Source organism: Haemophilus sputorum HK 2154 (genome assembly GCF_000287615.1).
Classification (GTDB): domain Bacteria; phylum Pseudomonadota; class Gammaproteobacteria; order Enterobacterales; family Pasteurellaceae; genus Haemophilus_A; species Haemophilus_A sputorum.
On the sequence record NZ_ALJP01000009.1, the window covers coordinates 483677 to 499470 of the forward strand.

Annotated in this window: 13 protein-coding genes; 6 read left to right on the forward strand and 7 right to left on the reverse strand. The window is 39.5% G+C overall.

What is annotated here, in order from left to right; all coding sequences use genetic code 11:
• The first annotated feature begins 185 nt into the window (after nucleotides 1-185).
• The 4 genes from HMPREF1128_RS04800 to HMPREF1128_RS04815 all read left to right on the forward strand — a co-directional run bounded on the left by HMPREF1128_RS04800 (nucleotide 186) and on the right by HMPREF1128_RS04815 (nucleotide 5034).
• On the forward strand, nucleotides 186-923 hold the full coding sequence (locus HMPREF1128_RS04800) for a PepSY domain-containing protein (protein ID WP_007524737.1): 738 nt from the start codon (nucleotides 186-188) through the stop codon (nucleotides 921-923).
• Nucleotides 924-1007: 84 nt separating this feature from the next.
• Nucleotides 1008-1676: a response regulator gene (locus HMPREF1128_RS04805; protein ID WP_007524863.1), complete on the forward strand. Its 669-nt coding sequence runs from the start codon at nucleotides 1008-1010 to the stop codon at nucleotides 1674-1676.
• A 2-nt stretch (nucleotides 1677-1678) separates the two neighbouring features.
• The gene (locus HMPREF1128_RS04810; RefSeq protein ID WP_007525093.1) at nucleotides 1679-3049 is read left to right on the forward strand and encodes an ATP-binding protein; all 1371 of its coding nucleotides are present in this window, start codon (nucleotides 1679-1681) and stop codon (nucleotides 3047-3049) included.
• Between the two features lie 119 nt (nucleotides 3050-3168).
• Nucleotides 3169-5034, forward strand: coding sequence for a monovalent cation:proton antiporter-2 (CPA2) family protein (locus HMPREF1128_RS04815; protein ID WP_007525082.1), 1866 nt, complete (start codon nucleotides 3169-3171; stop codon nucleotides 5032-5034).
• A 76-nt stretch (nucleotides 5035-5110) separates the two neighbouring features.
• Here the strand turns inward: HMPREF1128_RS04815 and rplY are convergent, their stop codons facing one another.
• The 7 genes from rplY to HMPREF1128_RS04850 form a co-directional block, all read right to left on the reverse strand.
• Nucleotides 5111-5398: a 50S ribosomal protein L25 gene (rplY, locus tag HMPREF1128_RS04820; protein WP_007525204.1), complete on the reverse strand. Its 288-nt coding sequence runs from the start codon at nucleotides 5396-5398 to the stop codon at nucleotides 5111-5113.
• Between the two features lie 196 nt (nucleotides 5399-5594).
• Complete coding sequence (locus tag HMPREF1128_RS04825) at nucleotides 5595-6863, reverse strand: malic enzyme (RefSeq protein ID WP_007525384.1); 1269 nt, start codon at nucleotides 6861-6863, stop codon at nucleotides 5595-5597.
• 111 nt (nucleotides 6864-6974) lie between these two features.
• Nucleotides 6975-8009: a peptide ABC transporter ATP-binding protein gene (locus tag HMPREF1128_RS04830; RefSeq protein ID WP_007524400.1), complete on the reverse strand. Its 1035-nt coding sequence runs from the start codon at nucleotides 8007-8009 to the stop codon at nucleotides 6975-6977.
• A gap of 18 nt (nucleotides 8010-8027) precedes the next feature.
• Complete coding sequence (locus HMPREF1128_RS04835; protein ID WP_007524931.1) at nucleotides 8028-8918, reverse strand: ABC transporter permease subunit; 891 nt, start codon at nucleotides 8916-8918, stop codon at nucleotides 8028-8030.
• The gene (locus HMPREF1128_RS04840) at nucleotides 8911-9870 is read right to left on the reverse strand and encodes an ABC transporter permease subunit (protein WP_007524742.1); all 960 of its coding nucleotides are present in this window, start codon (nucleotides 9868-9870) and stop codon (nucleotides 8911-8913) included. Before HMPREF1128_RS04840 ends, HMPREF1128_RS04835 begins: the two co-directional genes overlap by 8 nt.
• Complete coding sequence (locus HMPREF1128_RS04845; protein WP_007525369.1) at nucleotides 9871-11616, reverse strand: ABC transporter substrate-binding protein; 1746 nt, start codon at nucleotides 11614-11616, stop codon at nucleotides 9871-9873.
• Nucleotides 11613-12569 (reverse strand): sigma 54-interacting transcriptional regulator, encoded by a 957-nt coding sequence (locus HMPREF1128_RS04850; RefSeq protein WP_007524802.1) that lies wholly within the window; start codon nucleotides 12567-12569, stop codon nucleotides 11613-11615. Before HMPREF1128_RS04850 ends, HMPREF1128_RS04845 begins: the two co-directional genes overlap by 4 nt.
• A 203-nt stretch (nucleotides 12570-12772) precedes the next feature.
• On the opposite strand from HMPREF1128_RS04850, the gene HMPREF1128_RS04855 reads away from it, so the two are divergent.
• Nucleotides 12773-13456 (forward strand): 2,3-diphosphoglycerate-dependent phosphoglycerate mutase, encoded by a 684-nt coding sequence (locus tag HMPREF1128_RS04855; RefSeq protein WP_007524166.1) that lies wholly within the window; start codon nucleotides 12773-12775, stop codon nucleotides 13454-13456.
• Between the two features lie 142 nt (nucleotides 13457-13598).
• The gene (gene relA / locus HMPREF1128_RS04860; protein WP_007525231.1) at nucleotides 13599-15794 is read left to right on the forward strand and encodes a GTP diphosphokinase; all 2196 of its coding nucleotides are present in this window, start codon (nucleotides 13599-13601) and stop codon (nucleotides 15792-15794) included.

Consider the following 15794-nt stretch of genomic DNA (forward strand, 5'->3'; position numbering starts at 1 on the left):
AATTGCAAATTTCCGTGAAAATCACACCGCTTGTTTAACTAAAGAAACCGACATATTGTCGGTTTTTCTTTATATCCTGTTCAATTTTTTAGTTTGCTAATTTTTCGCTAATTTTTCTTCTTTAAAATGCAATTCATCAAAGGGAATGACCCTTTGACTGAATTCTATACAACAAGGAGAATACCATGAAAACAACAGCAAAAACTGTCCTTTCTACTTTACTTGCCAGCGCAGTGGCTTTGGGTATGGTGAATATCGCACACGCGATTCCACCTGAAGCTCAACAAGCGTTGAACAAAGCAACGGTTAGTGCCTCACAAGCACTTTCCACTGCACAAGCTAAAGTAGGTAACGCAGCGAAAGTAAAAGCGCTTCGCTTTATTCAAGAAAAATATGGAAAAGGTTATTTCCGTATTGATTTTCTTGATAATCAACAAATCCAAATTGTAGATGTTGATGCGACAAGCGGTGAAATTTTAGGTTCAGAAAGCAAAGCACCAAAACACTTACGTGTTCCGGCTGAAAATACTGAACTCAAAATTTCACTTGCGCAAGCGATTGAAATTGCAGAAAACAAAACCCATGCGAAAGTCGCGGAAGCAGACTTTAAAGGGAAGGCGGATAAATCTTTTTATCTGATTGAAACAGCAAATGATGGTCAAACCTTTGTGATGGCTATTGATGCACAAAGCGGTAAAACAATTGATGCACCAATGCCTCCACATGGTATGGCAGGAATGTCGCATGATAAAGGCGAGCATGCTCATTTTGGTGAACATTCGAGAAAAGGTAAACACTCAAATCAAGATGGTCATTCACGAAAAGGAGAATATCAGAACAAAGGTCAACATCCACATTCAATGTCTCAACCTCCATTTGAGAAACCTGCTGATAAAGCGACTTCTGAAGCGACAGCGCAGTAATCATGAGAACCGCACATCATTGTGCGGTTTCTATTTGAGAAATTTACGTTATGATAGTCTTCCCTTTCTTTTTTTGAACCGATTATGCGAATTTTATTAGTTGAAGATGATCAAATGATTGCTGAAGCAATCTCACTTGGGCTTAAAAATGCTCGTTATGCCGTTGATTGGGTAAATAATGGGCGAACAGCTGAAACGGCGCTCAATAGCCAACAATATGATTTAGTTTTATTAGATTTAGGGCTCCCAGGACAAGATGGACTAACTGTTCTACGTCATTTACGCCAAAATAAAAATAATACTCCTGTATTGATCGTCACTGCTCGTGATGATTTAGAAAGCCGTTTAAGTGGTTTAGATGGTGGTGCAGATGACTACATTATTAAACCGTTTGATTTATCTGAATTATTAGCCAGAATTCGTGCAGTTTTACGCCGTCAAAGTGGACAAAGTATGCCACAGTTGACTAATGGCAGCATGACGCTTGATCCCAATAACTATCAAGTAACCTTACTTGAAAATCCCCACCCGATTTCTCTGAGCAACAAAGAATTTGCTATTTTACAAGCCTTAATGACTCGTCCCGGCATTATTCACTCTCGAGCAGATTTAGAAGATAAACTTTATGCATGGGGCGATGAAGTGGAAAGTAATGCCATTGATTTTCTCATTCATGGCTTACGGAAAAAAATAGGGAAAGAACACATCAAAAATGTACGCGGTGTAGGTTGGCTAGTCGCGAAACAGGAATAACCATGCAAAAATCCATTCAATTTAAACTCACATTAGCATTTACAGGGTTGTTTACTTTTGTAGCCCTAGTTGTGGGTGGTATTTCATTTTATAAAAATTATCAAGATGCAAACGATCAACAAGATGAAATGTTGATGCAACTTTCTAATTTGGTTAATGCTAATCAACCACCACCAACATTTCCGCCACCACATCGTAATGCGCGAATTTTTGTGCATTATGAACGTCATCCACTTGCTAATCTTAATGTACCACCTGATTTTCCTACGCAAATGGAAGATGGTTTTCATACCTTAAAAAAAGAAGGGAAAAAATATCATAAGTTCAATCCGAAAAATAAGTCAACTCAACCTTATCCATCAGCGCCTCCAGAGGCAATTTTTAGAACTTATGTACGCAATACGCCAGAAGGTAAAATTATTATTACCCAAGAAAATGAATATCGTGAATCGGTCGCTCTTGAACATGCTTGGAAAAGTATTGTGCCACTACTGATTCTCTTTCCGTTAGTCATTTTACTCACGATCATTATTGTTCGTTATGCAATGAAGCCAGTTGATAACCTTTCACGAAAAGTAGAAAAACGACATGGGCAAGATCTAACCCCGCTACCGACAGATAAAATTCCCAGTGAAGTTAAAGGGTTTGTCTTAGAAATTAACAGTCTGCTTGCACGCACTGATGATTTTATTCAGCAACAAAAACGCTTTATTGCTGATGCATCACATGAATTAAGAAGTCCTATGACAGCACTTTCTTTACAAATTGAGCAGCTTAGCGCCCTAAATTTGCCATTAGATGCACAGAAACAAGTTGCCCAAGTTCAACAAGGGATTCAACGCAGTCGCAACTTACTTGAGCAGCTACTTTCTTTGGCGCGCATACAGAATCAATCTCCGCAATCGATGGAACAATTTGATTTGCAAACGATCTTTAAGCAACCCATTGAAGATTTACTTCCGCTTGCACTAGAGAAATCGCAAGATATTGGCGTCGTTACCTCAGAAAGCATCTTAATTGAAGGCAATCCGACGCATTTCTATTTACTCATAAAAACCTTACTCGATAACGCAATTCGTTATACGCCTAATGGAAGCCAAATTGATTTGGCGGCAACAAAAGATGACACAAATATTCAGATTGTGGTAGAAGATGATGGTGAAGGTATTCCAGAAGAGGAGCGTCAGCGTGTGCTCGATCCGTTTTATCGAATTCTCGGCACGCAACAAACTGGATCAGGTCTGGGACTAGCGATTGCCAATGAAATTGTACAACAATATGGAGGAAAGCTTGTATTGAAGCAAAGTCAGCAATTTGATTCGGGTTTACGAGTAGAAATTACATTGCCTTTACCAGACTATCACGATTTGTAAAAAATTTACTAAATTTGACCGCTTGTTTAAGCAATAAAAGGTGATTTATTGATAGTTAATTTCGCATGAAAAGGTTACAATAAAAGCATTTAAAACCATTTCATCATTAAGAGAACATTATGTCCACAACAAGTCCTGAGCTGATTAAAGTTGTCATTTTGCTGGCCTCCAGCGTGACTATCGTTCCTTTATTTAAACGCCTTGGATTAGGTAGCGTATTAGGCTATTTAATTACCGGCTGTTTAATTGGCCCTTCTGTTTTAGGGGTAATCCAAGATCCTGATGCCGTCGTGCATCTTGCCGAGCTTGGTGTGGTCATGTTCCTGTTTATTATCGGTTTGGAAATGCATCCTGAACGCTTATGGACAATGCGTAAAGCTATTTTTGGCCGAGGCTTTTTACAAGTTGGTCTTTGTGGTGCACTCCTCACATTTGCTGGTATCTATATTTTAGAACTGCCAAAAGAAGTAGCTTTTATTTCGGGCATGGGCTTTACACTTTCCTCTACTGCAATTGTGATGCAAGCATTGGAAGAACGTGGTATTACAAGTACGCCAAAAGGACAACGCGTTATTTCAACCTTAATCTTTGAAGATCTTGCGATTGTTCCTTTATTGGCTTCTATTGCCTTTTTAGTACCTAATAAACCGGACGTGCCAGAACACACTGACTGGACCTCTATTGGTATTGCACTTGCTGCTGTAGTTGGCCTTATTGTTTCTGGTAAATGGTTAATGAACCCATTATTCCGTCTTATTTCAAAAGCGCGTATTCGTGAAATGATGACCGCTGCAGCATTATTAGTTGTATTAGGAGCTGCTCTTGCTATGGAACTTGGTGGACTGTCTATGGCTATGGGCGCATTCGTAGCAGGTGTAATGCTTTCAGAATCTTCTTTCCGCCACCAATTAGAAGCAGATATCGAACCCTTCCGTGGATTATTGCTCGGGCTATTTTTTATGGGCGTGGGGATGTCGTTAGATTTAACCCTAGTCTATCATAATCTATTATCCCTACTGGGCATCGTCTGCCTTTATATTTTTGGTAAAGGATTAGCCGTTTATTTAGTCGCTCGCCTTACCCGCTTAAATCATCGTGAAGCAATAGGACGTATGTCACTCTTAGCACACGGTGGTGAATTTGCATTCGTATTATTTTCTACCGCTTTTGGCGCAGGCGTGATGACTGAACATCAGAAAGCGATCTTTACCGCAACAGTGATTCTTTCGATGCTATTCTCTCCGCTTATTACGCAAATTACGCGTAAATTAGTCATGCGTTCAGAAAGTAAACATCCTTCACAACCAGATACCAGTGAATTGGATCCGATTGTTGATTTAGAAGATAGCGTTGTGGTAATTGGTTTCGGACGCTTTAGCCAAATCGTTTGTCAAACCTTGTTAATTCGAGGCATCAACGTGTCGGTAATCGACCGTAACATTGAAAACATTCGTGCGGCAGCAAAATTCGGTTTTAAAGTTTACTATGGTGATGGTATTCGCCTAGATGTGTTACACGCTGCAGGCATCGAAAAAGCAAAATGTGTCGTACTGGGTATAAACAATACAACTCGCATTGAAGCGATTGTAGAACAATTACGCGAAGCTTATCCAAAACTACCAATCCTCGCGCGAACCTACGACCGTCAAACAACGGTAGGGCTTATTAAACAGGATGTGAACTTTATTGTACGAGAAACTTTTGAATCCGCTCTTACACTTAGTCATGCAACCTTAATGCAGTTAGGTATCGATCCAGTTGAGGCAGATGAAGTGATTACACAAGTGCGTGCTCTCGATCAAGAACGCTTAAATGAAGAGGTATTACACGGTTTTTCTAATGAAATCGTCAAAAAATATTGGACACCAAAACCATTCATTAAGCCTCATGCTAATGCTGAAGCACTGAATGAAGAAACTGCCGAAATTCTAAACACTCAGTCTGAAACTGATGAAATAAAATCAGAAGAAGCGAAAAGTGAATAAACGAAAAGTGAATAAAAAATGCCTTGGTTTATCAACCAAGGCATTTTCATTTGTTTAGAGAAATTATCTCAAGCAATTATACGCGTTTAAAGTCTAAGTGAACTAATTTTGGTTTAGTTGGGTGGCGTTGAATCGCTTGTACTTTCACTTTTTCTTCTTTACCAGCAACAACGATAGTTAACACTTCATTGTAGAATGAATCGTGTGCTTGTGCGTTGTTTACGTTATCGTGGTTTAATACGATTGATACTGGCTCAGCTGCACCACCGTAGATGATTGCAGGCACTTGACCATTGTGACGCAGGCGGCGGCTCGCACCCTTACCTTGCGCTGTACGAACTTCAGCTTCAAATTTGTATGACATATTAAATACTCTTTAATAAGTAGTGGAATTTTCATTCCGTTAAAAAATAAAAAATAGCAGGCGACCCAGCTATTTCCGTAAAATAATTTGACAAAATGTCGAGCGGTATTTTACGGATTTAAGGCAAAAATGCAAGCAATAAAAAAGAGTAAATGAAATATTCCTCTACTCTTTTCTGTCATTTTAAAAGTACTAATTAAGCAACTAAAGATTTAACACGTTTTGCGTAAGCATCCCAATCACTAATTGGTAACGTTGCCACACCTGTATCCATTGCTGATTTTGCCACTGCAGATGAGACTTTAACTAATAAACGTGGATCAAATGGAGTTGGGATAATATAATTTTCGCCAAACTCAAGATGGCCATAAGTTGCAATCACTTCTGTTGGTACCATTTCTTTCGCTAAATCAGCAATTGCATGTGCTGCTGCCATTTTCATTTCTTCGTTAATGGTTGTTGCACCAACATCTAATGCCCCACGGAATAAGAATGGGAAACATAACACATTATTTACTTGGTTTGGATAATCTGAACGACCTGTGCAAACAATAGCATCTGGACGGACTGCTTTTGCATCTTGAGGCGTGATTTCAGGCACAGGGTTAGCTAGTGCCAAAATCAATGGACTTTTTGCCATCATTTTCACCATATCTTGCTTTAATGCACCTGCTTTTGAACAGCCTAAGAATACATCTGCACCATCAATTGCATCTGCTAAGGTACGCCAGCCATTATCTTCAATCGCGTAGAAGACTTTGGTTTCATCCATTTTGTCACCACGACCTTGATAAATAACGCCTTTAGAATCACACATAGTGATATTTTCTTTTTTGACGCCTAATGAACGAAGCAAGTTGGTACATGCAATCGCCGAAGCACCCGCACCATTTACCACTAAACGCACTTCATCAATTTTTTTACCAATGACTTCTAAACCATTTAACACTGCAGCCCCTACGATAATTGCCGTACCATGTTGGTCATCGTGGAATACAGGAATGTTCATGCGCTCACGTAATTTACGTTCGATATAGAAGCATTCTGGCGCTTTAATATCTTCTAAGTTGATACCGCCGAAAGTAGGCTCTAATGAAGCGATAATTTCTACTAATTTTTCTGGATCATGCTCATCAATTTCAATATCGAACACATCAACGCCAGCAAATTTCTTCAATAACACACCTTTACCTTCCATAACAGGTTTTGAAGCTAAAGCACCAATGTTGCCTAAACCCAAGACAGCCGTACCGTTTGAAATTACACCAACGAGGTTGCCTCGCGCTGTGTAACGACGAGCGTTTGCAGGATCTTTTTCGATTTCCAAGCATGGCTCCGCAACACCTGGAGAGTATGCCAAAGCTAAATCTTTCTGAGTTTCTAAAGATTTGGTTGGGGTGACAGAAATTTTGCCTGGAATAGGAAATTCATGAAAATCTAACGCTTGCTGTTTTAAATCGCTCATAGCTGTTATCCTTATTTTGAATGTAAAGCGGTCATATTTTACTAAACTTTTACAAAGCTTAGGCGCTCAGATATTAACAGAGAAAATCACTAAAGCAATAGCCATTTCCCGTTATTCTTGTTTTTCGACAACGATTGGTTCAAATTCCACTTTCTTAGTGCTTCCTGCTTCTTTAAAGTTAATTGGATAGTGGCAAGCAAATTCTTGCTGTTTTAGCTTACGTAAAAGCGGTTTTTGAATACATTTTTTTTGTGCAAATGGACAACGGGGCCCTAATCGGCATCCCATTGGCATTTCTTGCAACATCGGAATTGTGCCCTGTAAAGTATTAAGGGGGCTTTTAAAGCTTAATGGCTGAGAAAAATCCGGAATACTATGCAATAAAATCGAGGTATAAGGATGATAGGCTTGTGTTAATAAAGCCTCTTTACTTCCCGCTTCAACCGTTTGCCCACAATAGAGTACGCTGTACGAATCAACCCAGTTCTGAATGCTACGCATATCATTACTCACTAACAAAATTGAAGTACCAAGATTCTGGTTCATACTTGAAAGTAAGCGATAGATTTGCAACTGTGTAGTCGGTTCCATCGTATTAGTCGGTTCATCTGCGATTAACAAACGGGGTTGGTTTGCAACCGCCATTGCAATCATCACTTTCTGTGCTTCACCTTCCGTAATATCTGCTGGATAAGTATGCATAATATCTTTGTGATCGCGAATCCCCACGCGGTGTAACAATTCAATCGCTCTACGTTTTTTCCAACCAATGCGTTGCCACCATTTGCCCTTAAATTGAATGGCATGAATTAACTGCTTTCCAATGGTTTTACTCGGATCAAGGCTTGATAAAGGATTTTGGAAAATCATAGCAATTTGACTACCAATGACTTTCCGACGTTGATTCGGTGTGAGTTTTAACAATTCAATATCATTAAAGCGAAAACGATCTGCGGTAATAATCCATTCATCTTTCACTACGCCACAAATGACTTTTGCAATTAAACTTTTGCCTGAGCCAGATTCTCCAACTAAACCACAAATTTCTCCTACATCTAGGCTGAGGTTGACTCTATCAACCATTTTAACGCGCCCAGTTGGGGTATTGATCTCAATGCTAAGATGACGAATATCAAGTAATGCCATAATTTATTCCAAGTTCGGTTATGCTGTGTGACGATATTTTTCTAACACACGCACTACTCCCCGACCTAATACGGAGACAATTAAAATGACCAGTGTAATTACCGCACCAGGTACCATCACTGTCCATGGTGCAATATAAATGAGCTCAAAAGCTTCTTTAATCATGCCGCCCCATTCTGGCGTAAGATTCTTTGCCCCTAATGAAATAAAACTTAATGCGGCAATATCAAGCACAGTAAACATCAAAACAGAAGTACTTTCTCTTACGACAACAACAATTAAATTGGGAATGATGACCTCTTTTATCAGCATTTTATTTGTTGCGCCATCTAACTTGAGCGTAATCACATATTCTCGCATCAATTCTGACTGCGTTGCTTGATAAATTCGGTGAATAAAATGCGGTAAGGTTGCAAAAAACACCGCAATCATCGCATTCGGCAAACTAGGCTCCATTAAGCTTGCGATAATAATTGAGCTTAATAACGCTGGCATAAATAAAAGCGTATCAAACAATTGGCCTAACAAACTCAATGATGTAGTTCGATTTAAGCCGACAAAAACACCAATTGCCCCACCAATTATCACCACACAACTCGTAATCAATAGCGCACCGCCAAATGTATAATAAAATCCATATAACACTCGACTGAAAATATCGCGCCCTAAATCATCGGTTCCAAAGAAATGGCTGACCTGCCCTATTTTATCCCAAGAAGGGGGTAATAACTCCAAACCAACAAACTGTTGTTCAGAGGGATAAGGCGAAATAATATGCCCGAAAAACACTAAGAAAAGTAACGCTAAAAATAGATAAAAACTGATTAACGCCACTTTATCTTTACGCATTTGTTGCCAAAATGCCTTGAAATATTGTGTATCGCGAAACTGTTCAGGTTCTTTATACATACCAATCCTTTTTCTTAGCAGGATCAAGCAAAGTTGTCATTAAGCCAGATAATAAGTTGATGCTTAATACGAAAATGCCAATAGCCATTGATGCCGCTGAAATCGCATTATAATCTTGCACCATCAATGCATTGATTAGCCAGCGCCCAATCCCACTAATGCTGAAAATATTTTCAATTAAAATTTCAAACGCAAAAATCACGGTAAAGAGATGCGCAATGAGCGGAACTAAAGCAGGTAAAGTATTGCCTAGTACATGCGTACGCCAAATTTTAAAAGATGACCAACCTCTTGTAAGCGCGACTTTCATATAACTTTGTTTCATGACATAAATTGCACGATTTTGCGTTAAGCGCATCACTTCTAAAGTCGCTGGAATACCTAACACTAAACTCGGTAACGCTAAATGATGAAGCGCACTTTGCATCATTTTCAGTTGATAATCAGATTCTGATAACGAAATATCTACCAGTTTAAAGCCAGTAAGCGGTCGAATTTCATAGATAGGATGCAAATCGCCTACGGCAGCAATTTCCCATTGATTAACTGATGCATAATAAAGCAATAGTGCTGCCAACCAAAACACAGGAAACACAAAGCTAAACGAACCTAGCGTGGTCAGTAATTTTCCCAATGTGGTATGCTGAAATTGTGCCGCGAATAACCCAAGTGGTAACCCTAACACTAATGCTAATAATAAAGCGCTTAAACAAAGCGATAAGGTTGCTGGAAAGACTGCTAGAATTTGCGCAGTTAATGGCTCACCACTAATATAACTAATTCCTAAATCGCCTTGAACAAGCGCAGTGAGATAATAGACATAGCTCGTGACTATATTGCTATCGGCAAAATCATTAAGTGGATCTCGCAATAAAATAACATAGCTAATCAGCGATAAAATGAGCAAAGTAATTGCCGTTAATAATATTTTTCGGATAAATTGCCCTAACATCTATTCATCCTTTTTCGATTGAGTCACTGGTTTATCTGCCAGTGAGAGTTCAGATAATCGAACAAAACCAAATGGTGAAACATTCAATCCATGAACACGCTGGTTGCCTACCACTACGTGATGAGCATGTACTAGTGGCAATATAGGAAGTTGCTGTTCTAACTGATATTGCGTTAAACGTAATAACATATTTTTAGCTAATGGCTCATGGCTTAATGTTGCCAATTTTAACCATTCATCCATCTCTTCATCGCACCAATGCGTTAAGTTCATCACCTCATTTTGCGTTTGGCAAGATAAAATCGGCATTAGGAAACCATTTGGATCGGCATTATTTGCAAGCCACCCAGTAAGCACCATGTCATATTTTGCTGGTTGCGCTAAATAATGTTGCGCAATATAAGCACGCGTCACGGGTAAAATTTCTACTTCAATGCCTACTTTTTGTAAATCAGCACGAATCATCTCCGCCATTTTCATTAGATGCGGGTTAAAAATTCGGCTCTCATCTACTACCCAAAAACGTAATTTAGTTGGCTTTTCCTCTTTTTGTTCTGATTCAGCAGGTAATGTTGGCTGATAGCTATTCAGATTTAATGTTGGATATATCACATTCGGTAACACATTATCTGCCACTTCCGCAAAACCGTAAAAGAGTCGTTGCGCAATTCGAGCACGGTTAATCGCTTTTGCAATTTTTTGGCGAAATTCGACCGCTTGCATGATAGGCGATTGCATATTAAATGCTAAAAACGACAAATTCGCTCCTTCAGCTTGAGCAAATTGCGTTTGAACCTCGCTCATTTGTTGCAACGATAGCACTTGACTCGGCTCTGGATATGCCATCACATCGCATTCATGATTAAGTAGTTTCGCCATTCTGCCCGTGCCGTTGGTTGAAAAGTCCACCACTAAATTAGCAACTTGAGCCGGTTTTCCCCAATAATTAGGATTTGGCGTTAATCGAACATAATCATTGCTTGGATAAGAGGCAAGCTGATAAACGCCCGTACCAACAGGCAAACGGTCTAGCTGTACTAAATTGTCATCCGCATTTAATTGCAATGCATACTCTTTAGAAAGGATTACCGCATATTGACTCGCTAAATGATCCAAAAAATGATTATTGGGCACGGTTAAACGAATTTTCACGGTATGAGAATTTAATGCACTCACCGATTCAATCTGATTTTTTAGCGCCATTTTTTCAAAATAGGCGTAATGCACTGGTGCAGCTTTATTCTGATAAGCCTCACGTTGTAACTGCTCAAAATGGTTATCAGAACGCACCTCATGCGCTAATGCAGGTAACTCTTCCAATCGTCCAATCATTCGATTCAATGAAAAAACAACATCCTCCGCATTTAAACGTCTGCTTGGGGTAAACCATGGCGTTTGATGAAAATGTACATTTTTGCGCAAGTGAAGCACAATTTCCCGTCCATCATCATTCACCTCATAATGTTCTGCAAGCATCGGTTTCAAACGCTGTGTATGAAGATCAAATTCGAATAGTTTGTCATAAATCTGCTCAGTCACCACGCCCAAATTAGTGCCAACATCTGCCTTTTGTGGATTAAATGACAAACCAGAAATACTAGTACAATAAACCAAGCTATTCTCGCGTAATTCTGCTGGAATGCTTGGAGCTGCCTGAGCAAATGACATAACAAACAAGCCCAAACAAGCGGTCAGATTTTTCCAATTTTTTGCAAAATAGGAAAATGAAGAAGCAATTAGACTCATGATTTTCCAATTCCATATTGACGCAATTTGTTGGCAACTGCGGTATGAGAAATCCCCAAACGTTGAGCTAATTTACGAGTGCTTGGATATTCAGCATAAAAACGCGTGAGCAATTCAGCTTCATATTGGTTCATCATTTCTTCTAAAGTGCCTTGTTGCGGAAGTTGAGCTGGCGAAATAGGCGCTTGTTCATTCGGTAAATCTAAATCTTTCACCGACAAACGATAACTATGCGATAAACTACACGCACGATAAATCGCATTATAAAGTTCACGCAAATTACCTCGCCAAGTATATTGCGTTAAGGTTTGGACAAATTCATCATCATATTGCAAAGTTGAAATACCTAATTGCTGGCTGATATTTCTCACAAAATGCGCAACGAGTAACGGAAAATCTGCTTTACGTTCACGTAATGGCGGCAAATTAAGTGTCAGTACATTTAAACGATGAAAGAGATCTTCACGCACTTTCCCTTCGCTCACTAATTGTGAAAGTGGTTTTTGTGAGGTGCAAATTACACGTACATCTACTTTAATTTCGCGATCTTCGCCTACTCGGCGAAAAGAACCATCATTTAAAAAGCGTAGCAATTTTGCTTGCATTTCTAGCGATAATTCTGCAACCGAATCTAACAAAACCGTGCCACCATCAGCATATTCAAAAAAGCCTATATTTTCTTTGCCATTACCGTGATGCCCAAACATTTCTGTTTCAGCCTCATCTGAAGGTAATCCTGCACAATTAACTGCAATAAATTTTTGTGTTGCACGATGGCTTGCTAAATGGCAAGCTTTTGCCAGCAAATCTTTACCGGTACCCGTTTCGCCTTGAATCAACAGTGGCGCATTGAGATCGGCAAATTTTTTTGCTTGTTTAATCACATCCTGCATATTCGCAGATTGCGTGAGAATCTGTTCAAAAGGGGAAGCTGTGGCAACTCGGTTTGGCATAGTTTTTCTCTGGCATAAAAAAGATGCGCTCATGATACTCTGAAAGGTGTATTTTGGAAACTTATCTTTACACACTGAATCAAATTTTTTAGCTCAATTGATTTAAAATAACAAAGTGCTTTCCGTCTATTTCAAAATAGGTAGATTTTTGCTATAAATAGTAACGGTTCCAATTTCAAATTAACTACACAATAGGAGTCCTTATGGAATTAGTCTTTATTCGTCACGGTTTCAGTGAGTGGAATGCTAAAAATTTATTCACCGGTTGGCGCGATGTTAACTTAACCGAGCGTGGTGTAGAAGAAGCAAAATCTGCCGGCCAAAAATTAAAAGAAGCTGGTTATGAATTTGATATCGCTTTCACTTCTGTATTAACCCGTGCAATCAAAACTTGTAATATCGTGCTTGAAGAATCTAACCAATTATGGATTCCACAAGTTAAAAACTGGCGTTTAAACGAACGTCACTACGGTGCGTTACAAGGTTTAGACAAAAAAGCAACTGCTGAGCAATATGGCGATGAACAAGTGCATATTTGGCGCCGTTCTTACGATATTTCTCCTCCAGATTTAGACCCACAAGATCCAAACTCTGCACATAACGACCGCCGTTATGCACATCTTCCAAAAGACATCGTACCAAATGCTGAAAACTTAAAAATCACATTAGAGCGCGTATTGCCATTCTGGGAAGACCAAATCGCACCAGCATTATTATCTGGCGAACGTGTTTTAGTGGTCGCACACGGTAACTCATTACGTGCTTTAGCAAAACACATTATTGGTATTTCTGATGCAGAAATTATGGATTTTGAAATCCCAACTGGTCAGCCGCTTGTGTTAAAACTTGACGACAAATTAAACTTTGTTGAAAAATTTTACCTATAAGCTATAGCAACTTTCTAACCCGGTTTTTACCGGGTTTTTTATTTGAAAAAAGCCCACTTTTTACTCTGATTTAAGCTATAATAATGATAATTCCGCACTGCAAGCGGTCATCTTTTTCACACAATTTGCAAACGGAGGTTTTATGGTTGCGATTCGTCATTCTCACGAACTAAATCCGGCTAATTTTGAATTAGCCAGCTGGAGTGCTTCGCTTGAAATGTCGCCAATTACCTTCGAACAACTTCAATCCGCTTGGCGCTATGCGCAAGAAAAACTTGATATCGAACAGTATGATTTAATGTGGGACGGTATTGAGATGGTAGAAATTTTGCATGGCTTGAATATGGATGATGATTCGCTTGTGGCCGCCATGCTTTTCCCATTGGTTAAAAATCACATTATTGATCTTGCCCAAGTCAAAGAAGATTTTAGCAACCAAGTTAAAAATTTAGTAAAAGGCGTGTTGGAGATGGATAACATCCGCCAACTTTCTGCTAATTCCGCATCAGATCTTCAAATCGACAACATTCGCCGTATGCTGCTTGCGATGGTGGATGATTTCCGTTGTGTGGTCATTAAACTTGCCGAACGGATTAGCTATTTACGCAACACCCATCGCTATACGGAAGAAAACTTAGTATTAGCCGCTAAAGAGTGTTCTCACGTCTATGCCCCACTAGCAAACCGTTTAGGCATCGGGCAGTTAAAATGGGAATTAGAAGATTATTGCTTTCGCATCCTCCACCCTGCTGAATATCGTCAAATCGCTAAATTCGACTTAGCCGAACGCCGCCGTGATCGTGAAAAATATATTGCAAATTTCGTTAGCGATTTAACCGCTTGTTTGCATGAAGGGCTTGATGATGTAGAAGTTTATGGGCGCCCAAAACATATTTATAGTATCTGGAAAAAAATGCAGAAAAAACACCTGCGTTTCGACCAACTTTTCGATATTCGCGCTACCCGTGTATTAGTACCAACACTAGAAGATTGCTACACCGCATTAAGTTTAATTCATACGCACTATAAACACTTACCAGAACATTTTGACGATTACATTGCTCAACCTAAACCAAACGGTTATCAATCTATTCATACCGTTGTTTTAGGAGAAGGTGATAAACCAATCGAAGTACAAATTCGCACCCGAAAAATGCACCAAGATGCCGAACTTGGTGTAGCTGCGCACTGGAAATATAAAGAAGGCGCAAGTGTAGGTCGTTCTGGCTATGAAGAAAAAATTGTTTGGTTACGTAAACTCTTAGCGTGGCAAAATGATATTGCAGATTCGAGCGATATGGTCGATGAAATGCGTTCACAAGTCTTTGATGATCGTGTTTATGTCTTTACGCCAAAAGGTGAGGTTGTTGATCTTCCGAAAAATGCGACTCCGCTAGATTTCGCTTATGCCATTCACAGCGAAATTGGCCATCGTTGTATTGGTGCAAAAGTCGCTGGAAAAATCGTCCCATTCTCTTATCAATTACAAATGGGCGATCAGGTTGAAATTATTACCCAAAAACAACCTAACCCAAGTCGAGACTGGTTAAATCCAAATACAAGCTTTGTTAACACGGCTAAAGCTCGCTCAAAAATTATCGCTTGGTTTAAAAAATTAGATCGGGATAAAAATATTCCAATTGGCCGCGAAGCATTAGAAGCCGAGATGGCAAAATGGGGCTTCAGTCAAAAACAAATCGAGCAATATGCGCTGCCTCGCTATAACTTAAAACAAATTGATGACCTCTATGCAGGCATTGGTGGTGGTGATATTAAATTGCACCAGCTAAGCCATTATCTGCAAAGTAAATTGATTAAACCAACCGCTGAACAAGCAGATGAAGCGGTTTTAAAACAGCTGAACAAACATCAAAATCAAAAAGCGAAAAACGGGCAAATCATTATCGATGGAGTTGGAAATTTAATGCACTCTATCGCCCGTTGTTGCCAACCGATTCCAGGTGATCCTATTGTCGGCTACATTACTCAAGGACGGGGAATTTCAATTCATAAATCCGATTGTGAACAATTGTTTGAACTGCAAAGCAGCAATCCGGAACGAGTGGTTGGCGCACAATGGGGAAGTAATTATACGCAAGGGTTAAGCCTCAGTGTTCGCGTCATTGCGAATGATAGAAATGGTTTATTACGCGATGTTAGTGCTGTTATGGCAAATGAAAAAGTCAATGTGCTTGCGGTTTCTAGCCGTTCAGATACCAAACGTGGCATTGCGACTATTGATATGGAAATCGAACTCAATAACGTGGATATGCTACAAAAAATCTTAACCCGCTTGGCTCAATTAGATGATGTAATTGAGGCTAAACGCGCAAACTAA